The sequence below is a fragment of the Sporichthya brevicatena genome, from assembly GCF_039525035.1.
GTDB classification, from domain to species: Bacteria; Actinomycetota; Actinomycetes; order Sporichthyales; family Sporichthyaceae; genus Sporichthya; species Sporichthya brevicatena.
This window is the reverse complement of sequence record NZ_BAAAHE010000008.1, coordinates 136,625-161,936: the sequence shown is the minus strand read 5'-3', so window position 1 is coordinate 161,936 and position 25,312 is coordinate 136,625. Positions and strand designations below refer to the sequence as shown.

23 protein-coding genes are annotated in these 25,312 nt (G+C 71.4%); 9 read left to right on the top strand and 14 right to left on the bottom strand.

Going from position 1 to position 25,312, the window contains the following annotated elements; translation table 11 throughout:
* Positions 1-780 (top strand): phosphate ABC transporter ATP-binding protein PstB, encoded by a 780-nt coding sequence (pstB, locus tag ABD401_RS05965; RefSeq protein ID WP_344602624.1) that lies wholly within the window; start codon positions 1-3, stop codon positions 778-780.
* Here pstB and ABD401_RS05960 read toward each other — a convergent pair.
* On the bottom strand, positions 777-1,775 hold the full coding sequence (locus tag ABD401_RS05960; protein ID WP_344602622.1) for an inorganic phosphate transporter: 999 nt from the start codon (positions 1,773-1,775) through the stop codon (positions 777-779). The genes pstB and ABD401_RS05960 overlap by 4 nt on opposite strands.
* Positions 1,776-1,779: 4 nt before the next feature.
* Positions 1,780-2,400 (bottom strand): DUF47 domain-containing protein, encoded by a 621-nt coding sequence (locus ABD401_RS05955; protein WP_344602620.1) that lies wholly within the window; start codon positions 2,398-2,400, stop codon positions 1,780-1,782.
* Positions 2,401-2,786: 386 nt separating this feature from the next.
* On the opposite strand from ABD401_RS05955, the gene ABD401_RS05950 reads away from it, so the two are divergent.
* Entirely contained in the window at positions 2,787-3,845 is a 1,059-nt protein-coding gene (locus ABD401_RS05950) for a hypothetical protein (protein ID WP_344602618.1), read from the top strand.
* A 236-nt stretch (positions 3,846-4,081) separates the two neighbouring features.
* On the opposite strand, the gene ABD401_RS05945 is transcribed toward ABD401_RS05950, so the two are convergent.
* Both ABD401_RS05945 and ABD401_RS05940 read right to left on the bottom strand, forming a co-directional pair.
* A complete protein-coding gene (locus ABD401_RS05945; RefSeq protein WP_344602616.1) occupies positions 4,082-5,200 on the bottom strand; it encodes a globin domain-containing protein in 1,119 nt (372 codons plus the stop codon).
* 117 nt (positions 5,201-5,317) lie between these two features.
* The gene (locus ABD401_RS05940) at positions 5,318-6,190 is read right to left on the bottom strand and encodes an alpha/beta fold hydrolase (RefSeq protein WP_344602614.1); all 873 of its coding nucleotides are present in this window, start codon (positions 6,188-6,190) and stop codon (positions 5,318-5,320) included.
* 193 nt (positions 6,191-6,383) lie between these two features.
* On the opposite strand from ABD401_RS05940, the gene ABD401_RS05935 reads away from it, so the two are divergent.
* Positions 6,384-7,205: a PGAP1-like alpha/beta domain-containing protein gene (locus ABD401_RS05935; RefSeq protein ID WP_344602612.1), complete on the top strand. Its 822-nt coding sequence runs from the start codon at positions 6,384-6,386 to the stop codon at positions 7,203-7,205.
* 131 nt (positions 7,206-7,336) lie between these two features.
* The gene (locus tag ABD401_RS05930; RefSeq protein ID WP_344602610.1) at positions 7,337-9,055 is read left to right on the top strand and encodes a M4 family metallopeptidase; all 1,719 of its coding nucleotides are present in this window, start codon (positions 7,337-7,339) and stop codon (positions 9,053-9,055) included.
* Between the two features lie 15 nt (positions 9,056-9,070).
* Here the strand turns inward: ABD401_RS05930 and ABD401_RS05925 are convergent, their stop codons facing one another.
* Positions 9,071-10,198: an XdhC family protein gene (locus ABD401_RS05925; RefSeq protein WP_344602607.1), complete on the bottom strand. Its 1,128-nt coding sequence runs from the start codon at positions 10,196-10,198 to the stop codon at positions 9,071-9,073.
* Between the two features lie 131 nt (positions 10,199-10,329).
* On the opposite strand from ABD401_RS05925, the gene ABD401_RS05920 reads away from it, so the two are divergent.
* Together ABD401_RS05920 and ABD401_RS05915 are read left to right on the top strand one after the other, a co-directional pair.
* Positions 10,330-11,034, top strand: a complete 705-nt coding sequence (locus ABD401_RS05920) for a response regulator transcription factor (RefSeq protein WP_344602605.1) — start codon at positions 10,330-10,332, stop codon at positions 11,032-11,034.
* Positions 11,035-11,104: 70 nt separating this feature from the next.
* Positions 11,105-12,583 (top strand): sensor histidine kinase, encoded by a 1,479-nt coding sequence (locus ABD401_RS05915; protein ID WP_425566068.1) that lies wholly within the window; start codon positions 11,105-11,107, stop codon positions 12,581-12,583.
* A 12-nt stretch (positions 12,584-12,595) separates the two neighbouring features.
* Here ABD401_RS05915 and ABD401_RS05910 read toward each other — a convergent pair whose 3' ends face one another.
* From ABD401_RS05910 to ABD401_RS05900, 3 genes are read right to left on the bottom strand one after another with little or no spacing between them, the layout of a single operon-like run.
* Positions 12,596-13,378: a YcnI family protein gene (locus ABD401_RS05910; protein WP_344602603.1), complete on the bottom strand. Its 783-nt coding sequence runs from the start codon at positions 13,376-13,378 to the stop codon at positions 12,596-12,598.
* Positions 13,379-13,408: 30 nt separating this feature from the next.
* The gene (locus tag ABD401_RS05905; RefSeq protein WP_344602601.1) at positions 13,409-15,217 is read right to left on the bottom strand and encodes a copper resistance CopC/CopD family protein; all 1,809 of its coding nucleotides are present in this window, start codon (positions 15,215-15,217) and stop codon (positions 13,409-13,411) included.
* Entirely contained in the window at positions 15,214-15,855 is a 642-nt protein-coding gene (locus tag ABD401_RS05900; RefSeq protein ID WP_344602599.1) for a zf-HC2 domain-containing protein, read from the bottom strand. The genes ABD401_RS05905 and ABD401_RS05900 overlap by 4 nt, the downstream gene beginning before the upstream one ends.
* Positions 15,856-16,041: 186 nt before the next feature.
* Here ABD401_RS05900 and ABD401_RS05895 point away from each other — a divergent pair, with 186 nt between their 5' ends.
* The gene (locus ABD401_RS05895; protein ID WP_344602596.1) at positions 16,042-16,632 is read left to right on the top strand and encodes a sigma-70 family RNA polymerase sigma factor; all 591 of its coding nucleotides are present in this window, start codon (positions 16,042-16,044) and stop codon (positions 16,630-16,632) included.
* 73 nt (positions 16,633-16,705) lie between these two features.
* On the opposite strand, the gene ABD401_RS05890 is transcribed toward ABD401_RS05895, so the two are convergent.
* The 4 genes from ABD401_RS05890 to ABD401_RS05875 all read right to left on the bottom strand — a co-directional run bounded on the left by ABD401_RS05890 (position 16,706) and on the right by ABD401_RS05875 (position 20,300).
* Entirely contained in the window at positions 16,706-18,052 is a 1,347-nt protein-coding gene (locus ABD401_RS05890) for a hypothetical protein (protein WP_344602594.1), read from the bottom strand.
* Between the two features lie 6 nt (positions 18,053-18,058).
* Positions 18,059-18,538: a hypothetical protein gene (locus tag ABD401_RS05885; RefSeq protein ID WP_344602592.1), complete on the bottom strand. Its 480-nt coding sequence runs from the start codon at positions 18,536-18,538 to the stop codon at positions 18,059-18,061.
* 120 nt (positions 18,539-18,658) lie between these two features.
* Positions 18,659-19,309, bottom strand: coding sequence for a TetR/AcrR family transcriptional regulator (locus ABD401_RS05880; RefSeq protein ID WP_344602590.1), 651 nt, complete (start codon positions 19,307-19,309; stop codon positions 18,659-18,661).
* 142 nt (positions 19,310-19,451) lie between these two features.
* On the bottom strand, positions 19,452-20,300 hold the full coding sequence (locus ABD401_RS05875; RefSeq protein WP_344602588.1) for a hypothetical protein: 849 nt from the start codon (positions 20,298-20,300) through the stop codon (positions 19,452-19,454).
* 172 nt (positions 20,301-20,472) lie between these two features.
* Here ABD401_RS05875 and ABD401_RS05870 point away from each other — a divergent pair, with 172 nt between their 5' ends.
* On the top strand, positions 20,473-21,783 hold the full coding sequence (locus ABD401_RS05870; protein ID WP_344602586.1) for a serine/threonine-protein kinase: 1,311 nt from the start codon (positions 20,473-20,475) through the stop codon (positions 21,781-21,783).
* Between the two features lie 27 nt (positions 21,784-21,810).
* Here ABD401_RS05870 and ABD401_RS05865 read toward each other — a convergent pair whose 3' ends face one another.
* Both ABD401_RS05865 and ABD401_RS05860 read right to left on the bottom strand, forming a co-directional pair.
* Positions 21,811-22,440, bottom strand: a complete 630-nt coding sequence (locus ABD401_RS05865) for an MBL fold metallo-hydrolase (protein WP_344602584.1) — start codon at positions 22,438-22,440, stop codon at positions 21,811-21,813.
* Between the two features lie 41 nt (positions 22,441-22,481).
* A complete protein-coding gene (locus ABD401_RS05860; RefSeq protein ID WP_344602582.1) occupies positions 22,482-23,564 on the bottom strand; it encodes an S-(hydroxymethyl)mycothiol dehydrogenase in 1,083 nt (360 codons plus the stop codon).
* Positions 23,565-23,812: 248 nt separating this feature from the next.
* Here ABD401_RS05860 and ABD401_RS05855 point away from each other — a divergent pair, with 248 nt between their 5' ends.
* Positions 23,813-25,279, top strand: coding sequence for a calcium-binding protein (locus ABD401_RS05855; protein WP_344602580.1), 1,467 nt, complete (start codon positions 23,813-23,815; stop codon positions 25,277-25,279).
* Positions 25,280-25,312 lie beyond the last annotated feature (33 nt).

Below are 25,312 nucleotides of genomic sequence, written 5' to 3'. Positions count from 1 at the left end.
GTGGCCAAGCAGATCGACGTGGAACGGCTGAACATCTACTACCGGGACTTCCTCGCCGTGGAGGACGTCTCGATGTCCATCGAGGCGCGCTCGGTCACCGCCTTCATCGGCCCGTCCGGGTGCGGCAAGTCCACGTTCCTGCGGTCGCTGAACCGCATGCACGAGGTCATTCCCGGCGCCCGGGTGCAGGGCCGGGTCGTCATCGACGGCCAGGACCTCTACGCCCCCGAGGTGGACCCCGTCCGCGTCCGCGCGTCGGTCGGCATGGTGTTCCAGAAGCCGAACCCGTTCCCCACGATGTCGATCCGGGAGAACGTCGCCGCGGGTCTGAAGCTCAACGGCAAGCGGATGAATAAGGCCACCGTCGACGACGTCGTCGAGCGGTCGTTGCGCGGGGCGAACCTCTGGAACGAGGTCAAGGACCGTCTGGACAAGCCAGGCGCCGGGCTCTCCGGCGGGCAGCAGCAGCGGCTGTGCATCGCCCGCGCCATCGCCGTGCAGCCCGAGGTGCTGCTCATGGACGAGCCGTGCTCCGCCCTCGACCCGATCTCCACCCTCGCGATCGAGGAGCTCATCTCCGAGCTCAAGGCGAACTACACGATCGTCATCGTCACGCACAACATGCAGCAGGCCGCCCGGGTCAGCGACAGCTGCGCGTTCTTCAACATCGCCGGCACCGGCAAGCCCGGCAAGCTGATCGAGGTCGGCCCGACCACGAAGGTCTTCTCCACCCCGAGCCAGCAGGCCACCGAGGACTACATCTCGGGACGCTTTGGCTAACCCAGGACGGGGTTGAGCAGGTAGTACGAGCAGGCCGCGACGACGCCGGCGGCGGGGATCGTGAAGACCCACGCCAGCACGATGTTCCCGGCGACGCCCCAGCGGACCGCGGAGACCCGCTTGGTCGCGCCGGCGCCCATGACCGCCGAGGTGATGGTGTGCGTCGTCGAGATCGGCGCCGCGTAGACGTACGCGGTCGTGTAGAGCACGCCGGCGGCGACGGTCTCGGAGGCGAAGCCACGGGGCGGGTCGAGGTCGATGATCCGGCGGCCAAGCGTCCGCATGATGCGCCAGCCGCCGGCGTAGGTGCCGAGCGAGATCGCGGCGGCCGAGGACACGGTCACCCAGATCGGGATCCCGCCGTCGGCGTCGACGTGATTCGTCGTCAGCAGGGCCAGGAAGATGACGCCCATCGTCTTCTGGACGTCCTGGATACCGTGCCCGAGCGCCATCGCGGTGGCCGACACCGTCTGGGCGACCCGGAAGCCGCGGTTGAGCGGGTTCGGCTTCCCCTTGCGGAAGATCCAGAGGATCGCGGTCATCAGCGCGAAGGCCGCGAAGAAGCCGAACACCGGCGAGACGACCATCGGGATGAGGATCTTGTCCCGGATCCCGCCCCATTTGACGTCGATCCCGCCGGCGAGGGCCGCGCCGATCAGGCCGCCGAACAGGGCGTGGGACGACGAGCTCGGCAGCCCGAAGTACCAGGTGATCAGGTTCCAGGCGATCGCGCCGACCAACGCCCCGAGCACGACGACGAGGCCGTGCTGGCCCTCGGGCGTGGCGATGATGCCCTTGCCGACGGTGCTCGCCACCTGCGTCCCGAGGAACGCACCGAGAAAGTTCATGGTCGCGGCCATGAGCAGGGCGACGCGCGGGGTGAGGGCGCGCGTGGAGATCGAGGTCGCGATCGCGTTCGCGGAGTCGTGGAACCCGTTGGTGTAGCCGAAGCCCAGCGCGAACAGGACGACGCAGACCGTCGTGACGTCCTCCACCGGGTCAGGACTCCTTGACGGCGATGCTCTCGACGGTGTTGGCCACGTTCTCGAACGCGTCCGCGGCCGCCTCGAGCTGGTCGACGACCTCCTTGAGCTTGAGGACCATCAGTGCGTCGTACTCACCGCTGTAGAGCTTCGCGAGCAGCCGGCGGTAGATCGCGTCACCCGTGTTCTCCAGGCGGTTGATCTCGATCCAGTACTCACGCAGGTTCTTCATCACCTTGAGGCGGGGCATCGCCTCGGCCGTCACCTCGGCCGCGCGCTCCAGCATCTCGACCTGGTCGGCCAGGCCGGCCGGCAGCTCGACGATGTTGTAGAGCACCACGAGGTCGACGGCCGCCTCCATGGCGTCCATGACGTCGTCGAGGCTGGAGGCGAGGCGGTAGATGTCCTCGCGGTCGAACGGCGTGATGAACGAGGAGTTGACCTCGTTCATGATCGCGTGGGTGATCTCGTCGCTCGCGTGCTCGGCGACCTTCATGCGATCACCGATCGCGGCCCGCTCCTCCGGGCTGGAGCCCAGGAGCTCGGTCAGGATCTTCACGCCGACCAGCAGGTTCGCCGCCGAGGCCGCGAACATGTCGTAGAACGCGTTCGCCCGGGGGGTGACGCGAAACTTCACGGGGAACTCCGGTCCGGATCGAGAAGGGGACCTGCCGCCGGAATGCTACGCACCCCGGGTTACCGAACGGTGCGGCGGCTCCGGCGCTCACGCTCACGTTGTGGCGAGGCTCTCGCGTTCACGGGGCGCCCCCGGGCGCGCGGTCGGGCGTGTCTCTTAGTGAATCCACAGCCTGCGCCGCGTGACGCCCGCCCGATATCGACGTTGATGTTCGTAGAGCACGGATGTGTCCCGAACCCCCAGGGCGCCTCGTGCTCACGAACAGTCACCGTGCGGTTACAGAATCGGCCTTCCCGCTACGGTGTGAAACGTCCCCGCAATTCGGGCCGATAGTGCGATCAGGTCCTACATCCCCACGCACGGATCACACCCGCAGGAGTTCTCCAGTGCCCAAGTCCCTTCGCAGCAGCCTTGTCCCGGGTCTCGCTGTCGCCGCCACGCTCGCTCTGACGGGTGGGGTGCTCGCTACCCCCGCCGCCGCGGCGGAAACGGCCAAGAAGCCCAAGTTCGACATCAACCAGATCGGCTACAACCAGGCGATGCGCTCCGGCGCCATCGAGTGGTACGCCGAGATCCCCCGCCAGCTCCCGCAGAACCTGGGTTACGCCCGTGTGGCGCTGGTCAAGGACATCCAGGAGCAGTCTCCGCGCTGCATCGCGGACGGCGCGGGCTACTGGCTGGACGACATTCTCGAAGAGGGCGTCCTCAAGGGCGGTGCCGCGCCGATCGGCGAGGGCCAGACCGCCACCGACGCCAGCCCGTACGACAACCCGACCATCCACCGTGAGTTCCGCCCGGCCGGCGAGGCCGCGGGTGGGGCGTCGTCCGACCGGAAGCCGCAGTTCCCGGCGAACGGCAACGGCCCGCTGTGGACCTCGAAGTGCAACCCGGACTTCTTCGGCGGCTCCGGCACCGGCGACACGATCAACGCCTCCGGCGTCCGGATCGCGGGCAGCTCGGTGACCTCGCAGGTCGACCCGGCGACGGGCATCTACACGAGCACCGGCCGCGCCTACATCACCGGCATCAACGGCGCGTTCGACACGATCACCTCGCTGATGCAGGTCACGCACGTGCCCAGCCAGGAGCCGAAGGTCACCTACCGGATGTCCTTCTTCGACTCCTCGGCGAGCAACAGCGCCTTCGCGAGCGACGGCGTGACGTTCTTCGGCTCCGCGGTCCCGGCGAGCGAGCTCGTCGACCAGTTCAACAGCCAGTCGGCCTCGTTCTCGCAGTCGGCCTCGGCCCTCGGCCCGGCGGGCCTGCAGATCCTGTCCCCGCAGGTCTACGCGGACCAGGACAACGGCCTGACGACGATCACCGCCCCCGCGGCGGCCGGCAACCTGGGCTTCGCCGCCCGCGCCGGCACGATCGGCCAGAACTTCGGCGCCCGCTTCGCCACCATCACCTGGTGGGGCGACAACGTCAACGCCGACGCCCTGTAGATCAGCCAGCACTCGGTCACCGGCGCGGTCCCCTCCTCCGGGGGGCCGCGCCGGTCCGCGTTTCGGCAAGCGGCGAGCGGCGGGCGGCCGTGGGCGCGCCGGTCGAGGCGACGGAGGGAGCGAGCGCTCCGGACCGGAAGCCCCGCCGACGTCAGGCGCTCGCGACCGGAGGAGCCGAGACCAAGCGGCCCACGCCCGCCCCCGCGAACGCGACGCGCGCGGAGCGCGCCAATGTCTCAGTACCGGATGTCGCCGAAGGTGTCGAACTTGACCCGGGAGACGGAGATGCCGCGGGCGAGGAGGCGGTCGATGGTGCCGCGGACCATGTCCGGAGAGCCGGCGACGAAGACGTCGTGGTCGGTCCAGTCGCCGTGGGCGAGGGCGACGTCGCCGATCAGGCCCTGCTCGCCGTCGTACCGGTCGTCGTGGGAGACGGCGGGGACGACGTTGAGCCAGCTGTTCTCGGCGGCGAGGGCCTGCATGGCGGGGAGGTCGTAGAGCCCCTCGGGGCGGCGGGCGCCGAAGAAGAGGTGGACGCGGCGGTACCAGTTCCACCGGGCCATGTCCTCGATGATCGCCTTCATCGGGGCGAGGCCGGTGCCGCCGGCGATGCAGACGAGGTCACGCGTGGAGGTCCGGTCGGCGACCATCGTGCCGGTCGAGTGGCCGAGCCGGACGACGTCGCCGAGGCGGGCCTTGTTGACCAGGGCCTGGCTGACCCACCCGGCGTCGACGCCGTGGACGTGGAGCTCGATCAGGCCGTCCTTGCGGGGCGCGTTGGCCATCGAGTAGTTGCGCCAGACGCGGGGCCACCACGGGGTCTCGACCGAGACGTACTGGCCGGCCTCGTACGGGTAGGGCTGGTCGGGCTTGAGCCACAGAACGGCGACGTCGCTCGAGCGCTGCTCGTGGGCGACGATCTCGGCGAGCCACCAGTCCGGGGTGTCGAGCGCGGCGCGACGGGAGGCCTCGATCATCGCCTCGGCGGCGACGCTGTAGGCGGCGACCCAGGCGGCCTCGACCTCGGGGGTCCAGGCGTCACCGGCGTAGCGCTTGAGCGCGGCGATCAGGGCGCGGCCGACGGCCTCGTAGTGGGCCGGCTTCGCACCGAACTTGCGGTGGTCGCGGCCGAGCTGCTCGAGGAAGTTGGTGAGGAACTCGGGCCGGTCGATGCCCTGGACGATGCGGATGATCGCGCCGAGGAGGCGGTCGCGCTGGATGTCCATGTAGGGCGGGAACATCTCGCGGACGCCGGGGTTCTCGATGAACAGGCGCGCGTAGAAGTACCCGGCGACCTTGTCGGCGACCGGCTCGACCGCTTCGAAGCTTTCCTTGATCAGCCGCGGATCCAGCACGGATCGACGATACCCCTCGGATTTGTCGTAGCGATCACGAACGAGCCATTCAGGGCAACCCCGAATGGCGGTGTCCGTGCGATCTGATGGGTCGTAACCCGGACAAACCCGCTGCAATCACACCGCGCGGGCGGCGGTTCGGTCGATCGCGTCGAGTAGGACAGGCCACAGTTCGCGCGGCATGTCGTGGCCCATGCCCGGAATGAGCACGAGCTCGGCGCCCGGGATCGCGCGGGCGGTGGCCTTCCCACCGGACACGTGCACCAGCGGGTCGGCGGTGCCGTGGATGACGGTGGTGGGGACGCGGATCCGGGCCAGGTCGGCGGTCCGGTCGGGGGCGGAGACGATCGCGGCGAACTGACGCATCGTCCCGGCCGGATTGAGGCCGTAGGCGTAGGTCCGGCGCGCACGGGCGGTCTGACGCTCGAGGTTGGACCGGTAGTACGCGGGCGAGCCGATGCGCCTGAATCCCTCCAGGTTGCGCGCGACGTACGCGTCCTCCCCCTCGGGGATCGTGCGGAACATGGAGACCAGCACCTTGGCCGAGATGCGGCCGACCTTGCGGGAGCCCGTCGTCGACATCATCGACACGAGCGAGCGGACGAGCTCCGGGTGCCGGATTGCGAGCACCTGGGCGATCATCCCGCCCATCGAGACGCCGACGACGTGCGCGCGCTCGACGCCGAGGTGGCGGAGCAGGCCGGCCGCGTCGGCGGCCATGTCCTCCAGCGTGTACTCCGGGGCGACGCGGCGCAGGTAGGCGGGGACGAGCCGGGCCGGCGCGGTGCCGCCGGTGGAGCGCCCGCAGTCCCGGTTGTCGAAGCGGACGACGCGGAAGCCGCGCCCGGCCAGATCGGCGCAGAAGTCGTCCTCCCACCAGAACATCGGGCCGCCCAGCCCCATGATCAGCAGGACGGTCGGATCGGTGGGCTTCCCGAACTCCTCGTAACAGAGCTCGATCCCGTTGACACGCGCTGTAGTCGGCGCCACGGACAAACTCCCCCTTCCGGACACTCTGCTCCCCAGAGGCCCCACAAGTTTCCCCGAAAAATGCTCGCTTCCCGGCGCCGATTCACGCTCGGTGACCTAGCCTCCAAATTACGGGAACGTGTCCGTTCTCTCCCGCGTCTCAGCTCCACCACGCACCGCCCCGGCACCACCGCCCGACCGCAAGGAGGCCGCGATGAAGTTCGTGAGCCGTATCCCGACCGGCTTCGGCACGCTCCTGTGCCCCGAAGGCTTCGCCGGCCCGCGCGGCACCCGCGCCCTGCTGGACGAGCGCCGCACGGTCGCCGAGGGCCGCACCCTGCTGCGTGACCCGATCTGGACCGACCCGGGCACGCCGCACGGCGAGCACCGCCCGGTTCTGCTGCTCCCCGGCTTCATGAGCGGCGACTACTCGATGAGCCTGCTCTCCCGCTGGCTGCGCCGCGCGGGCTACGCCCCGCTGCGCTCGCAGGTCCGGCTGAACGTGGAGTGCTCGCGGAACACCCTGGACCGCCTGACGCGCCGGGTGGAGATCGCCGCCCTGCACGAGAACCGCCCGATCACCCTGATCGGTCACAGCCTCGGCGGCATCTACGCGAAGACGATCGCGATGCGCCGGCCCGAGCTGGTCAACGGCGTCGTCACGCTGGGCAGCCCGCTGCTCGCCCCGACGGCCAGTCACAAGCTGCTGCTCGCGGACGTCGCGCTGCTGTCCGCACTGAACCGCGCCGGCCTGAAGAAGCTGATGAACGCGGACTGCGTCCACGGCGAGTGCGCGGCCGACTCCCGCGCGGAACTGGCCGGGCCGTTCCCGGCGCACATCCCGTTCCTGTCGGTGTACTCCCGCTCCGACGGAATCATCGACTTCAAGGCGGCGCAGGACCCGGCCGCCCAGCACGTCGAGGTCGACGGCAGCCACTGCGGCATGACGGTCAACCCGGGCGTGTACCGGGCGCTGGCCGAGCACCTGCCGTCGCTCACCGGGCTCCGCCCCGCGCAGCCGGGGGCCGCTGCCTAGTTGCGTGCGCCGGGCGCGGCGGGGTACTACGACATCAGCTCGTTCCACACCGGGCGGGCGATTTAACCGGAATGCCCCCGGGAGCCGTCATCATGGTCCAGGATGAGCCCAGTCCAGGCCGGGGGGCTGCGATGACCAGGGGACGGTTCCGCACCGCATCGTGGGCGCTGTTGGGCGCCCTGGTGGTCACCACCGCCGGAGCGGGGCTGGGGTCAGCCTCCTCCGCGTCCGGATCCACGACCTTGGGCCCGGCGGAGCAGCTCCGCTCGGACACCGTCACCGCCGCCGTCGATGCGCTTCGTGCGCACGGCGGCGGTCTTGGTTTCGGGCGGGGTGGCGACCAGGACCTCGGGCCCGCGCACGGCGTGATCGTCACCGACGTCGTGACGGAGGCGTCCGGCGCGAGCCACGTCCGTCTGCACCGCACGTACGCCGGCCTGCCCGTCCTGGGCGGCGACCTCGTCGTCCACCGCACCGCCGACGGCGCGTGGAACGGCGCCAGTGCGACCTTCCGGTCCCCGATCTCTCTCGACCTGACGCCCGCGGTCAGCCCGGCGACGGCGACCGCGACCGTCCTCGCCACCACCCGCGGGATCGCCGGCCTGGTCCCGGTGACCGCACCGACGCTGGTCGTCGACGCGGTGACGACACGGGCCGCGTCGCGCTCCGGAACTGACGCCACCTCACCCGCGCTCGCGTGGGACGTCCTCACCGCCGGCACCCAGGCGGACGGCACGCCCTCGTTGCGCCACACCTACGTCGACGCGGCGACCGGGAAGGTCCGCCTCGTCGACGAGGAGATCCACACCGCCGACGGCGTCGGGTCCTCGCTCTACTCCGGCCGGGTGCCGCTGAGCACCGTCCTGAACACGGACGCCTACGAGCTGCGCGACCTGACCCGCGGCGGCAACTACGTCGGGGACGTCGACAACCGCACCGACGACTGCCTGCCGATCCTGCTGCCGCTGTGCACCTCGACCGCACCCGGCAAGACGTTCACCGACGCGGACAACGACTGGGGCAACGGCAGCGTCCTGGACCGCCAGACCGTCGCGGTCGACGCGCAGTACGGCGCCGCGACCACGTGGGACTACTTCGCGAAGGTGCACAACCGCCTCGGCAACGCCAACGACGGCGTCGGGGTCTACAGCCGGGTGCACTACGGCAACAACTACGCGAACGCGTTCTGGAACGACAACTGCCGGTGCATGACCTTCGGTGACGGCGACGGCAAGGAACTGGGCGCCCTGGTCTCGCTCGACATCGCCGGCCACGAGATCACCCACGGCCTGACCTCGCGGACGGCCGCGCTGATGAACAGCGGCGAGGCCGGTGGTCTCAACGAGGCGACCAGCGACATCTTCGGCACGATGATCGAGTTCTACGCGCGGAACTCGAAGGACGTCGGCGACTACCTCGTGGGCGAGATGCCGCAGCGGCGGACCACCCCGCAGGCGATCCGCTACATGTACCGGCCGAGCCTCGACAAGTCGTCACCTGACTGCTGGTCAGCCAAGGTGCAGAACCTCGGCGTCCACGACGCCGCCGGGATCGGGAACCACTTCTTCTACCTGCTCGCCGAGGGCAGCAAGGCCAAGAGCATCCTCGGCGTCGAGTACCGCAGCCCGACGTGCAACGACGAGCGCTTGGCCGGCATCGGCCGCGAGAAGGCCGCCGAGATCTGGTACCGCGCGCTCACGCTCTACTTCACCAGCGCGACGGACTACTTCGACGCCCGCACCGCGACCCTCAAGGCCGCCGAGGACCTCCACGGCCCCCGCAGCGCCGAGGCCACCGCGGTCGCGGCGACCTGGGACGCCGTCAACGTCGTCCCGAGCATCCGCCGGTAGGACCGCCCGGCCGGGTCAGGCGTCGACGGCGAGGGACTCGCGGTGGATCGCGCCCTCGACCTGGCGGAGCTCTTTGCCCGTGCCGCCCCAGCGCTTACTGATCATCTCGGCGGCGATGGAGATCGCAGTCTCTTCCGGGGTCCGGGCGCCGATGTCCAGCCCGATCGGGGAGTACAGCCGGGCGATCTCGTCCTCGGTGACCCCCTCGGCGCGCAGCCGCGCGAGCCGGTCCTCGTGGGTCCGGCGTGAGCCCATCGCACCGATGTAGGCGGCGTCGGTCCGCAGCGCGAGCTTGAGGACGGGGACGTCGAACTTCGGGTCGTGCGTGAGGACGCAGATGACGGTCCGCTCGTCGACCTTGCCGGCGGCGAGTTGCGCCTCCAGGTACCGATGGGGCCACTCGACGACGACCTCGTCGGCCTCCTTGAACCGCTTCGCGGTGGCGAACACGGGCCGGGCGTCACACACGGTCACGTGGTAGCCGAGGAACTTGCCGGCGCGGGTGACCGCGGCGGCGAAGTCGATCGCACCGAAGACCAGCATCCGCGGAGCCGGGGAGAACGACTGCACGAAGACCGCGAGCTCGATGCCGAGCCGCTCGCCGTCCGCGCCGTAGCGGAGCAGACCCGAACGACCCTGCGAGAGCTGGCCGCGGCCGTCGTCGAGGACGGCGGCGTCGAGGCGCTCGGAGCCGAGCGAGCCGCTGTGGCGGTCCGGCCAGATGATCATCCGGGCGCCGACCTGGCCGGGGCCGTAGACGACGGTGGCCACCGCGATCGGTTCGTCCGCGTCGATGGCGGCGACGACCTCGGGGAACTCCGGGTACTCGGTGGGCGAGACCCGCTCGACGAACATGTCGATGATCCCGCCGCAGGTCAGACCGACCGCGAACGCGTCGTCGTCGGAGTAGCCGTAGGTCTGGAAGGCCGGCGTGCCCGAGCCCAGGATCTCCTGGCCGAGCTCGTACACGGCGCCCTCGACGCACCCGCCGGACACACTGCCGACGGCCTCGCCACCGGCCGAGATCGCCATCGCGGCGCCGGGTTGGCGCGGGGCGCTCTTGGAGATGTTCACGACCGTGGCCAGGGCAAATGACTCACCGGCGTCGTACCAGCGCCGGATCTCGTCGAGGACGTCCCGCATGAAAACTGAGGTTACCTAAGTAACACGCCGAATGATTTGGCCGCGCGGACAGGGTGTCCCGGGGATCTCCCAGGAAACGTTCAGTTCCACCACATGAGATGGATCCTGCAGTCGATCGCGGAAGGGAAACCATGAGCGACGAGGACGGCCCGCAGCGTTTGCTGGTGGTGGACGACGAGGAGAACATCGTCGAGCTCCTGAGCACGTCGCTGCGCTACGCCGGGTTCGAGGTCGCGACCGCCCGGAACGGCGAGGAGGCTCTCGAGGCCGTCGGCACCTTCGACCCCGACCTGCTCGTCCTCGACGTGATGATGCCGGACATCTCCGGCTTCGGCGTCGTGAAGAAGCTGCGGGCACAGGGCTCGACGGTGCCGGTCGTCTTCCTGACCGCCCGGGACGCGACCGAGGACCGGATCTCCGGCCTCACGCTCGGCGGCGACGACTACGTGACCAAGCCGTTCAGCCTCGACGAGGTCATCGCCCGCATCCGGGCCGTGCTGCGCCGGACCGCACGCCCGGAGCCGGCGGCGCCGCCGCGGCTGGTCTTCGCCGACCTCGAGCTCGACACCGAGACCCACGAGGTGTGGCGGGCCGGGCAGAGCGTCATGCTGTCGCCCACGGAGTTCAAGCTCCTGCGCTACTTCATGACCAACCCGCGCCGGGTGCTGTCGAAGGCCCAGATCCTGGACCACGTGTGGAACTACGACTTCAACGGCGAAGTGAACATCGTGGAGTCCTACGTGTCGTACCTGCGTCGCAAGATCGACACCGTGGAACCGCGCCTGCTGCACACGTTGCGCGGCGTGGGTTACGTCCTGCGCCTGCCCCCGTCGTGAGCGAGCGCAGCGAGCTCACCATCGGCACTGAGCCCGGCTCCGTGAGGACGACGTCCGTGGCGGAGACGAGGTGAGTCCCCGGGCCCGGCTGCGCGGCCTGTCCGCGCAGGTACCGCTCCGGGTCAAGCTGATGGCCGCGCTGCTGGTCCTCACCACGGCGGCCGTCGGCATCACCGGCGCGACCGCGACCGCGGTCCTCCGGGACTACCTCGTCGACCGGCTCGACAACCGGCTCGAGCTCTACACGAACACGGCGATGCCGTACATGAGCCAGCCGGTGCCGGCGCCCGCCACCTCGGCGCTGACGTTGCCCCGCCTGCCCAACCCGTACTTCCTCATCACCTGGGACGCCGAGGGCAACGAGCTGCGCCGCGAGAACGCCCAGTTCGAGGCGCCCGGCGCGGCCCCCCGGCTGAAGCCGGTCCGCCTGGCCGAGGCCGAGGCCAAGGCCGGGGCACCCTTCGACGTCGAAGCCCTCGGCGGCAATCAACCCGACTGGCGCGCGCTGCTGACCCCGCTGCCCGACGGCACGGGCAGCCTGATGGTCGCCGTCAGCCTCAACGAGGTCGACATCACCGTGTCCCGGCTGACGCGCATCCTGATCGCGGTCGGGCTCTCCGTGCTCACCCTCGTCGCGGTGCTGGCGTACGCGATCGTGCGCAGCAGCCTGCGCCCGCTCCGCGAGGTCGAGACCACGGCGCTGGCGATCGCCGCCGGCGACCTCTCCCGCCGTGTCCCCGACCACCCCCACCGCACCGAGGTCGGCCAGCTCTCGGCCGCGGTCAACGGCATGCTCACGCAGATCGAGTCCGCGGTCCGCGAGCGCGAGAGCGCAGCCGCCGAGGCGCGCACGTCGGAGAAGCGGATGCGGCAGTTCGTCACCGACGCGAGCCACGAGCTCCGGACGCCGCTGACGTCGATCCGGGGCTTCGCCGAGCTCTACCGCCAGGGGGCGGCCGGGCCGGAGCAGATGCCCTCGCTGCTGCGCCGGATCGAGGACGAGGCGACCCGTATGGGCCTGCTCGTCGAGGATCTCCTGCTGCTCGCCCGCCTCGACCAGCAGCGGCCGCTGCGCCAGGAGCCGGTCGATCTCGTGACGGTCGCGACCGACGCCGTCCACGCGGCCCGCGCCGCGGACCCGGACCGCCCGATCGAGGTCGGCATGCTCAACGGCGACGAGCCGCCCGGGGTGATCGGCGACGAGGGCCGGCTGCGGCAGATCGCGGACAACCTCGTCTCCAACGCCTGCACCCACACCCCGCCCGGCACCCCGGTCCGGGTCGGGGTCGGCGCCGAGGTGATCGACGGCCGGCACTGGGCGGTCCTCGAGGTCGCCGACTCCGGGCCCGGGCTCTCCGAGGAGGAGCGGGACCGGGTCTTCGAGCGCTTCTACCGGACCGACTCCTCCCGTGCGCGGAGCACGGGAGGAACCGGTCTCGGTCTGTCCATCGTCGCCGCGCTCGTCGCCGCGCACGGTGGCGACGTCACCGTCGACTCCGCCCCCGGCCGGGGCGCGACGTTCCGGGTCCGGATCCCCGCCCTGTCCTGACCCGACGGTCCGTCAGAACGCCGGCGGGACCGACGAGGAGTTGCTTCGCCGACCGAGCGCCATGCCGCCGATGCCCCCGGCGATCAGCGCGAGGACGATGCCCGCGATCGCGAGCCCGATCGCGGCGTTGACCTGACCGTTGGACGGACCGTCCTCGACCTCGCTCGCCGCAGTTCGGGCCTCGAGCGCGACCGTCTTGGCCTCCTCGGCGGTGGCCTTGACCTCGTCGATCTTGGCGGTGTCGCCCGCCGCGGCGCCGGTGGAGCCGGCCGGGGTCAGGGTGAGGACGGGCGCGGGCTTCTCCGGCTCCTCCGTGGAGCCCTCGGCGGCCTCCTCGATCCAACGGACGACCTCGCCGCCCTCGTAGGTCTGCAGCGCCTTGAACACCATCTTGTCGGCGGTCGGGAGCGGGCCGACGCTGATCGGGAAGACGTCGAACTCGCCGGGGGCGATGCGGGTGCCCTGCGCGGCGGTCCAGGTCACCTTCGCGACGCGCTCGGAGACCTCCTCACCGTGCACCGACAGCGGCTGGTCCGTCGCGGCCTTCTCGACCGCCACCGTCCAGCCCGGCTTCGGCTGGTACGACACGCTCGCCAGGGGCTGGTCGGCGGGGAACTCGACCTCGAGCTTGGTCGTGCCGGCGTTGTCCCGCTCGTTCGGCACCTTGAAGGTCAGCGTCGCGTAGCCGCCCTGCTGGGCCGTGCCCGGCTGGACGGAGACGTGCGCGGCGGCGGGGAGCGCGGCCGCGGCGAAGCCGGCGAGGGCGAGGGCGGCGGTGGTGAGGACTCGTCGCATCGTGGGTTCTCTTTCTGCAGTGGTGCGTGATCAGGCGGGGGCCAGCGGAATCTCCACCGAGCCGACGCCGGCGTCGGTCTCGGTGGTGCGAACGGTGACGGTGATCTTCCAGGTTCCGGCCAGGAGCATCGGCGTCGCGTCCACGGTGAAGCGACCGGGCTCCGCCCGGACGGGCGAGAGGGTGATGGGGGCGATGCCCCCGGACGGCAGGGCGGCGGTGACGTTGACCTCGGGCGGGTCGACGAGCTCGCCGTCCAGCGAGCGGACGGTGAGCGTGAGGACCGCGGAGCCCGCGCGCGCCGGGTCGGCGACCACCTCCACGCGGACGTCGTTGGGGAGTTCGATCGAGGCGGACACCGGACCCGCCACCGGGGATTCGGAGCCCTGCGCTCCGTGGCCTGCCGGGTCGTGGTCCCCGTGGGCCCCGACGACGTGGTTGGTGAAGTGGTCCTCGCCGTGCTCCGCGTGCCCGCCGCCGGGAGTGGTGACGACGAGCGCGGAGGTCGCGGCGAGGACGGCGCCGGCGAGACCGAGCTCAAGGGCGACGGAGCGGCGCAGCGTCCGGACGTCCGCGTCGGGACGCTCGGCGAGCGCGGCCCCGAGGGAGGCGCTGACGAGCGGGGCCGGAGCGGCGGCCGCCATCGCCCGGACCCGGCGCCGCCCGTACTCGGCGGCGAGGAGGAGCAGCACGAGCCCCGCGGCCTTGGCCAGCACCCAGCGGCCGTACTCGGTGTCGTAGAGGGCCTCGACCGACCGCAGCTCGCGCCAGGCCTGGATGCTGCCGGCGACCGCGAGCACGCCGACCGCGTTCATCGCCACCGGCGACCAGCGGGCCAGGACGGCCGCGCAGTCCGCGGGCGGGCGGGGCAGCAGATGGACGGCGAGCACGAGCAGGCCGCCGACCCAGAGGGCGACGGCACCGAAGTGCACGGCGTCGAGCGTCGTCGTCGCCCACGGGTACTCCCCGACCGCCGGGTGACCGGAGCGGGCGTAGGTGAGCAACACCCCGAACCCGGCGAGGCCCGCGACGGCCAGGGCGACGGGCGAACGGCGCGCGAGCAGCAGACCGGCACCCGCGACGACGAGGAGCGCGAGGCGGGCGAGCGCCGCCTCGCCGTAGGTGGTGTCGAGGACGGTGTCGATCTCGTCGAACCCGTCGGCCAGCCCACCGCCGACGCTGCGGGCCGACTGCAGCGGCAGGCTCGCGAGCGTGGTGAGCAGGATCAGCCCGCCACCGGTGGCCGTCAGGCCCCGCAGGACGGGGTCGCTCGCACTCTCGCGCCGGCAGAGCACGACGAAGGCGGGCACGCCCAGCAGCAGGATCACCCCGGCGTACCCGGCCCAGCGGTTGACGCCGGCCAGGGCGGAGACGACGGAGTCCCCGCCGCCGCCCACGGCCTCCGCGACGCGGTCGGCGGACGCGGCCGTCGCGGTCTCGCCGAGGGTGAAGGTGATCGCACCCGCGATGGGGTGGGAGTCCGCCGAGATGACGCGGTAGACGAAGACGTAACCGGCGTCGGGCAAGGGACCCGGGACCGGGACACGGAGGGTGTTCCCCTCGACGACGGTCCGTCCGAGGGGCGCCTCGGTGCCGTCGGCGGCGATCAGCTTCATCGCGCCCGGCACCTGGGTGATCGACTCGGTGAAGCGCAGCGTGAGCTCCTCGGGCGCGGTGTCGAGCGCCGCTCCGGAGGCGGGACTGGAGGACGCGAGCTCGGCGTGCGCCGCGGCCGGGCCGGCGGCCCCCACGCCGATCGAGAACCACGTCAGCAGAAAAAGCAACAGGGCGGCGAGGCGCCGGTTGCGCCTGCCGCCCGCCCCGAGTGGGGCCGGTCTCATGCCGCCCGCCGGACCCGGGCCGGACGTCCGTCCGCTCCGACGGTGTCGGCCGACCGTGGGCCGGGGTGGTCCGCGGTCCGCTCGAGGCGGGAGATCGCCACGAGCACAACCACCCCGGCCAGCACGAGGCCGTGCGGCCACTCGTCCGAGAGCTGGGCGACGCCGTCCAGGAGGTGACGAGTCGTCACCAGTGCGGTCAGCAGGCCGGCGATGCCCAGCATCGGCACCAGCGCGGCCGCCCGCGCCGGCTTCATCGCGACCGAGAGGAAGCCGGCCCCGACCGCGATGCTCCACGTACCGAGCTCGCTGCCGGTGTGCCAGCGCCCGAGCAGGTCCGGCGAGGCCAGACCGATCTCGACCGCCGCGATGACGACCAGCACCCAACGCAGCAGGAGCGTCGGGGAGACCCGCCGGCGGCGGGGGTCGGCGGCCGCGGCGGCCAGGATCGAGGAGGTGAGATCCGGAACGTCGTCGGCCGGTCGCAGCCGGAGACTCCGGTGGAGTGCGGCCAACGCTTCGGCGTGGTCGCAGCACGCCGAGCACGTGGCCAGGTGGGCGTCGAGCAGCGCCTCGTCCACCCCGAGCGACTCGGAGTCGAGCCGCGCCGAGAGGGCGGTGCGCCAGCGCTCGCAGTCCATGTCGAAGGAGTCGCCGGCCCGACCGGGCCAGTTCCCGGAGCCGCCCGGGAAATTTCGGCGCAGCGGCCCCTCAGGGCATAATCTCGACCAACTAACTTTGGAAACAAATCGCGACACTCTGGAAACCGAGCGCTTACATGCGCCGAATAGGGTCGGCAACGTACGCAGCTCAGGAGGCCCCCACTCATGCGCGACGACGAGATCACCGCCCACGCCCTCTCGGCGGGCCGCGGCGACGCCGACGCGATCACGGCCTTCGTCCGCGCGACCCAGGCGGACGTCTGGCGGTACGTGGCCTACCTCGTCGACCGCGAGCACGCCGACGACCTGACGCAGGAGACGTTCCTGCGCGCCCTGCGCGGTGTCCGCACCTACCGCGGCGACGTCCCCGCCCGCGTGTGGCTGCTCTCGATCGCCCGCCGCGCCGCCGTCGACCACTTCCGCAAGCAGGGCCGCAGCCCGGCCGTCGCCGCGAGTCTCGACGCCGACACCACCGTCGCCGACCGCATCGCCCCTGCGTCCCCGGACCCGGCCAACGCCGTCAGCCTGCAGACCCTCGTCGCCGGTCTCGACCCCGACCGCCGCGCGGCCTTCGTCCTCACCCAAATCAACGGCCTGTCCTACGAGGAGGCCGCCGTCGCCTGCGGCGTCCCGATCGGCACGATCCGCTCCCGCGTCGCCCGCGCTCGCGAGGACCTCCTCGCCGCCATGCAGGCCGACTCCCCCGCCGCCGCCCCGGCCGCCAAGCCCGCGCGCCGCCTCCGCCGCTCCCGCTGACCTCCGCGCACCGGAGATGACATCTCTAGTGCACGGCTGCCTGCACTAGAGATGTCTTCTCCAGTGCAGAGCGCTACTCGGAGAACAGCAGCGAGAGTCCGCCGATCGTGTAGGCGACCATCAGGACCATCATCGGGATCTGCCCCATCACCGCGGCGCGGGTGGGGAACAGGCGGACCGAGCGGTCGTGGGCGGCGAAGACGCCGAGGACGTGGCCGACGACGATCGCGAGCACCTGGATCGTGGCGATCTGACCCACCGTCACGACCTCGTAGTTCACGGTCCAGTTCGCGGTGCCGAACAGGTTCGAGCCGTCGACCATCGGGTCCGAGGCGTAGATGACGGTCTGCTGGCCGACGAAGACCAGCAACGAGAAGTAGTGCGCGATCAGATAGCCGACCGCGATCGGGATCAGCGAGTGGGAGAACGCGGTGGCGATGCCGTGCGGGCCCCGGCGGGACAGGACACCCGCGAGCCAGGAGGCGATGCCGAACGCGAGGGTGACGCCACCGATGGAGATCGCGAGCGCGATGGTCGAGAGCGTCTGCGGCGACATGTTCGACTCAAAGGTCCGGTCGTACCACCAGGTCGTCGAGGTGAACGAGTCGAAGGCGGTGGACCCGAGCATGACGCCGAGGACGGCGACGAGGCCGCGGTCCTCGGGGGTCGAGTCGAGGTTGTTCAACGGGTTCCGCAGGACGATCGCGCCGTCCTCACGCCGGCCGAGCGGGGCGAGGCGGCCGATCAGGGCGGAGAACACCTCGAACCCGTCGCACTTGGCGAACCACTGCTGGCCGTAGGCCATGGCGCCGAGCAGGTTCGCACCGGCGTAGAGCGAGAAGTACGTCGTCAGCGTGCCCGTGGAGTCGCGGTCGTTGGCGCACAGCTCGAGCCAGACGAACGACGCGAGGCCGAGAGCGGCGGGCCAGTACCCGACCCAGCGCGGCATCGTGAAGGGCGGGTCGCGGGGGTCGAGGCGAAGCGCCAGACAGACGAGCAGGTGGACCGTCCGCAGCGGGTTCAGCAGCCGCCAGACCGGGCCGAACAGCAGCGACGCCGGCACCAGGCCGACCCAGAAGAGGACGTAGACGAACCCGGCGGTCGGGTTCTTCGCGAGGTCCGGCCCCGCGATCGCGCACCAGGCGACGAAGCCGGTGATCGCGAGGCCGAGCAGCCGCAGGGCCCACCGCAGCTCACTGGAGTCCGCGAACTCCCCGAGCGATCCGGGGAGCTCGCGGCCGGACGCCGCCCCGGTGAGTTTCGACTGCCGCCAGCGCAACGCGAGCACGCCGAACGACACCGCGAGCGCGAGCACGGCTCCGGTGAGGGCGTACCCGAAGGGCAGCGGCAGATCCTGGCGCGATCCGACGCCGTGCGCGAGCAGCACGTCGGTCGCGCCCCCCGGGGCGGGCGTTCCCATGCCGACTTACTTGACCTGCAGCTTGAACAGCAGCACCGAGCCGTCGTGGACCTCGACCTCGTACGAACCGGCCGCGATGTCGACGGTGAAGGTCTTGGTCACGGTCTCCCCGGCCCCGACCTTGATGTACTCGTCGAGGCCGTGGACGTGGATCTCCTGCGCCTTGTCCGAGGTGATGACGAGGGTGAGCTTCTCGCCCTTCGCGACCGAGACCGTCGGCCCGACCTTCTCGGTCGGCTTGCCGTCCACGAGGTTGATCTCGATCCGCTGACCCTCCTCGGCGTCCGCGGACGCACTCGGGCTCGCGGAGTCGCTGGGGCTCGCGGAGGCGTCCGCCGACGGGGAGGCCGACGGCGTCACGGTCGCAGCCGGGGTGGGCGTCGGGTCCTGGGCCGCGTCGTCGTCATCGTCGCCGCAGGCGGCGAGCACGAGCAGCAGCGACGCGGCGAGGGCGGCCGCGGCGGTCCGGTACGCGGGGCGGTTCATGGGGTCGTCCTTCCACAGATCTGGGGGCGGCGGGCGTGCGCGACGGCGGAATGCAGGCACTCCCGTCCGACCGGTCGTCGGGCGACGTCGTCGAGTTCCGGCCCGATCATGTCGGGACGGTCACAGTCCCCAGACCTCGCCCCGGGCCATGCCGGACATGCCGGTCCAGAGCAGTTGCATCAGATGGCGCGCGGTCAGCTCGGGCGTCAGGTCGGGACGCCGGGCCCGCCAGCGCGTGATGCGCTCGCCGGCGCCGCTGATCGCCGCCGCGACGAGCTCCACCTCGAGCATGTCCGCGTGACCGGGCGGGGCCTGCGCCAGGATCAGCGCCGCGATCAGCTCGGTGTGCTCGGAGCGGATCGACTCGATCTCCTCGGCCGCCGGGCCGAACTCGAGCAGCCCCTCGTCGACCATCATCGTCCAGAGCGCGGGGTGCGCGTCGATGAAGCGGAACCAGTGCACCAGGCCCAGGTAGAGCTGCTCGTCCGGGCGTGATCCGCCACCGACGCCCTCGAGGATCGCGGCACGCATCCCGTCCCGCGCCCGCCGCAGGCAGGCAAGGAACAGCCGCTCCTTCGAGCCGTAGTAGTGGTAGAGCATCGGCTTCGAGACGCCCGCCCGCGCGGCGATCTCGTCCATCGACGAGGCCTGGTAGCCCTGCTCGCCGAAGATCTGCTCCGCGACGTCGAGCATGAGGGCCTCGCGCTCGGCCCGCGGCATCCGCCGCCGCGGCGCGGGGCCGTCCGGACCGGGGTGGTGGCTGGCGCTCACGCAGACCTACCTCCCTGCGGAGCGGGGCACGAAACCTACAGACCCAACTTACCCCAGGTAAGGACGCCGCTGCGAAGAAAGGGTGACACCCCTTACTGCGCAGTAAGGGGTGTCACCCTTTATTGACCACCTGGGGGGTGGGTCAGGCCTTCGGGGTCGCGGCCGGGGTCGCGGCCGGGGAAGCGGCCGGCGAGGGGGTCGGCGACGCGGCCGGCAGGTTGACGGTGACGTCCTTCGCCTTCTCGGACGGACCGTAGTTCGGGTGACCGGCGAAGACGACCCGCCAGGAACCGGACTTGCTCGCGGTCACCTTGTCGAAGCTGACCACACCCTTGTCGTTGGTCGTCCCGGTCGTGACCGGCTTGTAGGCCTGGGTCCCGGCCGCCGCGAACTCCAGCGCGATCTCCCGCGCGGTGAACGGCTCCCACTTGCCCGACCGGAACCGCTCGAGCAACGCGCTCGCGGTCATGGCGCCGGTCTTCGAGTCGACGGTGATCTTGAAGCTCGACAGCCGCGTCTTGTTGACCACGCGGAAGTTCGTGTACACGAGGTCCGGGTTGGTCGAGTTGCTCGACAGATCGGTCGCGAACGCGCGCACGGCGTACATGCCGGTCTTGGCGTTGTTCGGCAACGACAGCGACCCCGTCCACACGCCGGAGGCGGCGGTGCCCGAACTGCGGGAGAGCCGGTAGGCGCGGCCGTTCTTGTCGCTCGGGTCGTAGAGACCGATCGTGATGCGGTCGACGCCGGTGTCGTCGTTCGCCCGCACCGTCACCTTGAACGAGGTCTTGCCCCCGCTCTTCACCGCGAGGATCAGCGGCGAGGGGCTGATCGCCATCGAGGAGATCACCGGCGCCGTCTTGTCGGCCGGCTTCTTGGCCTTCGCGTCCGCCGCGGACGTGGAGACGACCAGGACGAGCCCGGTCGCGGCCGCGACCGGGACGACCAGGGCCGCGGGATGGGACAGGAAACGGGGCAAAGACGGACGCATGTGACGGACCTCCGGGGCGTGGGCCGGGCGGGGCCGGACTCACGTGCTGTATCAGTATGCAACTCCATTCACTTTGACCCCAGCAGACCACTTCTGCAACTGATCCAGAGAATCCGCAGCAAGATCGCGCCGGTGTCCACCTCACCGCGGGCGGATTGGAAGAATGCCTGCCGTGTCGACCCCACCGAGCCACATCGCCAACCGCTACCGCTTCGTCGAGACGCTCGGTCGCGGCGGGATGGGTGAGGTCTGGAAGGCGTTCGACGAGCGCCTGAACCGCTTCTGCGCGATCAAGGTCCTGCGCCAGACCCAGGACGCGGCGACCGTCGAGCGGTTCTCCCGCGAGGCCCGCACGCTGGCCTCGATCCGGCACCCCGGCGTCGTCATCGTCTACGACTACGGCGTCGACAACGACCGGCCGTACCTGGTCATGGAGTTGCTGCCCGGGCCGTCGCTCGCCGAGCTCCTGCGCGCGGACGGCCCGCTCCCGATCGAGAGCGTCCGCCGCTACGGCACCCAGGCCGCGTCCGCGCTCCAGGCCGTCCACGACGCCGGCGTGGTGCACCGCGACATCAAGCCCGCGAACCTCGTCATCGACTCCTCCGGCAACTGCCGGCTCGTCGACTTCGGCATCGCGCTCGGGTCGGTCGCCGACCACACGCTGACCGAGCACGGCGCGATCATCGGCAGCGCCGCCTACCTCGCGCCGGAGCAGGCCACCGGCGGCCGCGCGGACACCCGCTCGGACCTGTACGGCTTCGGCTGCCTGCTGATGACGCTGCTGACGGGCCGTCCGCCGTTCGACGACGACTCCCCCGTCGAGATCCTCACCCGGCACCTCAACGACGCCCCGGCCCGGCCCTCGGACCGCCGGCCCGAGGTGCCGCCGGACCTCGACGACCTCGTGATGCAGTTGCTGTCCAAGCAGCCCGAACTGCGGCCGGCGAGTGCGGCCGAGGTCGCCGACCGGCTCGGCGGTGCCACCGGTACGCGACCGCTCCCCGGCCCGGTGCCGCTGCCGCCGCGCGGGGGCTACGCGCCCCCGCCCCCGATCTACGCGGAGGCCGGTCCCACGGCGGCCATGCCGGTGTACAGCCACGCCGCCGAGCGCAACCGGGTCAAGCCGCTGCTGATCGTGCTCGCGGTGGTCGCCCTGCTCGCCGCCGGCGGTGTCGGCTGGGCGGTCATGCAGGAGAGCGACGACTCCCCCGGCACCCGCATCCCGTTCGTGCCGGACACCCCGACGCCCACGCCCTCACCGACGCCGGAGGCGACGATCGAGCCGTCGACGACGCCGACGCTCGGCCCGCCGCCGACCCCGAACCCGCTGACGACGCCGGAACCGACCCCGACGCCCACGCCGACCCCGGCGCCGATCATCGTGCTGCCGACCCCGACCCCGGACCCGACCCCGGTCCCGACGCCGGACCCGACCCCGGTCCCGACGCCCGATCCGACCCCCGCCGAGACGCCCGCCCCCTGACGGACCGTCAGGGGGATCGTCGGAGGATCAGTGCCCCCGGGCGATCCACTCGTCGAGGTGCGGGGCCTCTCCCCCGATCGTGGTGACCTCGCCGTGGCCGGTGTGGACCTTGACGTCGCCCGGCAGGACGAGCAGCTGGTCGCGGATCGAGGTGATGATCGTGCCGAAGTCGCTGTACGAGCGGCCGGTCGCACCGGGGCCGCCCTGGAACAGCGTGTCGCCGGAGAACAGCGCGCCGAGCTCCGGCGCGTAGAGGCACACGGCCCCGGGCGCGTGGCCCGGGGTGTGCATGACTTCGAGCACGGTGTCGGCGACGGTGATCACGTCGCCGCCGTGCAGCGTGCGGTCGGGCTTGCGGTCGGCGTAGACCATCCGCCAGAGCACGTCGTCGTCCGGGTGCAGAAGGATCGGCGCCCCGGTGTTGTCGGCGAGTTCGGCTGCCGCGTTGACGTGGTCGTTGTGCGCGTGGGTGCAGACGATCCCGACCAGGCGCCGGCCGGCCACGGCCTCCTCGATAGCCGCCGCGTCGTGCGCCGCGTCGATCACCACCACCTCGCGGTCGTCACCGACGAGCCAGACGTTGTTGTCCACGTCCCAGGTCCCGCCGTCGAGCGTGAACTGACCGGAGGTGACGAGGCGTTCGATGCGAGCGGCCATCAGAAGGATCCCTTAGTCGGAGTGGCGAGGCAGACGGTGCGTCAGAAAACTACGACCGAGCGGAGCACGTCGCCGTGGTGCATGCGCTCGAAGGCCTTCTCCACGTCGTCGATGCCGATGGTCTCGGACACGAAGGCGTCGAGGTCCAGGCGCTTCTGCAGGTACAGGTCGATGAGCATCGGGAAGTCGCGCGAAGGCAGGCAGTCGCCGTACCAGGACGACTTGAGCGAACCGCCGCGGCCGAACACCTCGATCATCGGCAGGTCCAGGACCATGTCCGGCGTCGGGACGCCGACGAGCACGACGGTGCCGGCGAGGTCGCGGCCGAAGAAGGCCTGCTTGTAGGTCTCGGGCCGGCCGACGGCCTCGATGACGACGTCCGCGCCGTTGCCCTCGGTCGCCGCGCGGATGCCCTCGACCGCGTCGGTGCTCTTCGAGTTCACCGTGTGCGTGGCACCGAGCTTGACGGCCATGTCGAGCTTCCGGTCGTCGATGTCGACGGCGATGATCTTGCGCGCACCGGCGAGGCGGGCACCCGCGATCGCCGCGTTGCCGACACCGCCGCACCCGATGACCGCGACCGAGTCCCCGCGCGTGACGTTGCCGGTGTTGATGGCCGCACCGATGCCGGCCATGACGCCGCAGCCGAGCAGGCCCGCCGCGGTGGCCGGAGCCGCCGGGTCGACCTTCGTGCACTGCCCCGCCGCGACCAGCGTCTTCTCCGCGAACGCGCCGATGCCGAGCGCCGGCGAGAGCGCGGTGCCGTCGGCCAGCGTCATCTTCTGCTTGGCGTTGTGCGTGGCGAAGCAGTACCAGGGCCGGCCGCGCTTGCAGGAGCGGCACTCGCCGCACACCGCACGCCAGTTCAGGATGACGAAGTCACCCGGCGCCAGGTCGGTGACGCCGGCGCCGACGGCCTCGACCCGGCCGGCGGCCTCGTGGCCGAGCAGGAACGGGAAGTCGTCGTTGATGCCGCCCTCGCGGTAGTGCAGGTCGGTGTGGCAGACCCCGCAGGCCTCGACCTTCACCAGCGCCTCACCGGGGCCGGGGTCGGGAACCAGGATCGTCTCGACCGAGACCGGAGCACCCTTGCTCTTGGCGACGACCGCGCGTACTTCGTGCATATCTGGACTCCTCGTCGAGCCGGACGGACCTGTCTGGATTTCTACCTGATCAAGCTGGGTCGACACGCGCGACCCGAACGGCGGCTTTTGCTCGACCCACGGTGCGCACGTTCGTAGCGTCACCCACTCGGGGGGACGCAGGGGGCCAACGGGGGTCCTGTCGTCGGCCTCACCGTGCGTGGCACTCGGCCCGCACCCGGGCACGCGCCGGACGGCGCTGCCCGGCCACTGCACAGAAGGAAACACACATGCACCGAGCACGAACCGGCCGCGCCCTGATCGGGTTCGCCGCCGGGGTCCTCGCCCTCACCGGGCTGACTTCCCTGAACTCGACCGCCGCCACCGCCGCGGCGCCGGGCTACCTGCCGATGACCGCGCTGCTCAACGGCAGCACGGTCTCGACCAATGTCGGCATCACCAAGAACGGGACGCCGATCAGCCTCGAGCAGTACGCCGCCGAGCGCGCCGGCTTCAACGTCACCGTCGTCGACGGCGAGACCTGGGCGGGCACGAGCGCCGCCCACTTCGCGCGGTACCAACTCCTGATCGTCGGGGACAACGAGTGCGGCGAGGCGGGCCCGGCCCTCGACGAGTCGGTCGGCAACGTGGACACCTGGGCACCGGTCGTGCTCGGCGCCACGCCGGCCAACGACGTCCCGGGCAACCGCGTCCTGTCCGGCCTCGACCCGTCGTGGCACTACGCCCAGAACAAGGGCCCGACCGAGCCGGGGAACCCGTCGACCGCCCCCACCGCGCGCTTCGTCGAGGCCGCGATCCGCTTCGCCGGCGCGAAGGCGGGCGCCACCGGCCTGTACTTCGGCCCGGCCTGCTTCACCGAGTCCGAGGCGTGGACGGCGATCGCGAACAAGCTCAGCACCGCCGGAACGGGCTTCACCGTGCAGAGCCACCTCGCGGCCACCAGCAACGACGTTCATCTGGTCCGCACCCCCGGCGCGAGCTTCCCGGGCCTGGCCCCGGCCGACCTGCCGGGCTGGGGCGCCACGGCCCACGCCTATTTCGACACCTTCCCCGCCGACTACCGGCCGCTGGCGATCGCCACCGACGCCGAGAGCGTGTCCACCCTCGACGTCAAGGCCGCCGGCGACCCCGGGCCGCGGAACGGCGGGACCGGCCAGAAGTCCTCGGACCGCGTCTCGGCCATGTCCGACAACACGACCTGTGGGCAGCAGGCGCTCGACGGTGCGAACGTCTGCGGTGAGGCCGTGGCGGTCTTCGCCGGTGCCGACCCGGTCGGGCCGAAGCCGCCGGTCGCGACGGCGACCTGCCGCGGGGAGAAGGCCACGATCGTCGGCACCCCGGGTGACGACGTCCTCATCGGGACGGCCGGCCGCGACGTCATCGTCGGCCTCGGCGGCAACGACGTCATCCGCGGTCGCGGTGGTGACGACCTGATCTGCGCCGGCGCCGGCAACGACAACGTCCGCGGCGGCGGGGGCAACGACCGCATCCACGGCGGCGCCGGCGACGACGTCCTGTACGGCGGAGCGGGCAGCGACCGCCTGTTCGGCCAGCGCGGCAACGACACGCTGCGCGGCGGCAACGGGGCAGACCGCCTCAGCGGTGGGCGCGGCAACGACAAGCTCTACGGCAACCGCGGCCACGACCACCTCGCCGGCGGCCGCGGCACGGACACGGGCTTCGGTGGCCCCGGTCTCGACACCTACGTCGGCGTCGAGACCCACACCGTGCCGTAGCGGCCGTTCCCAAACCTGCGGGATGACGTCCCG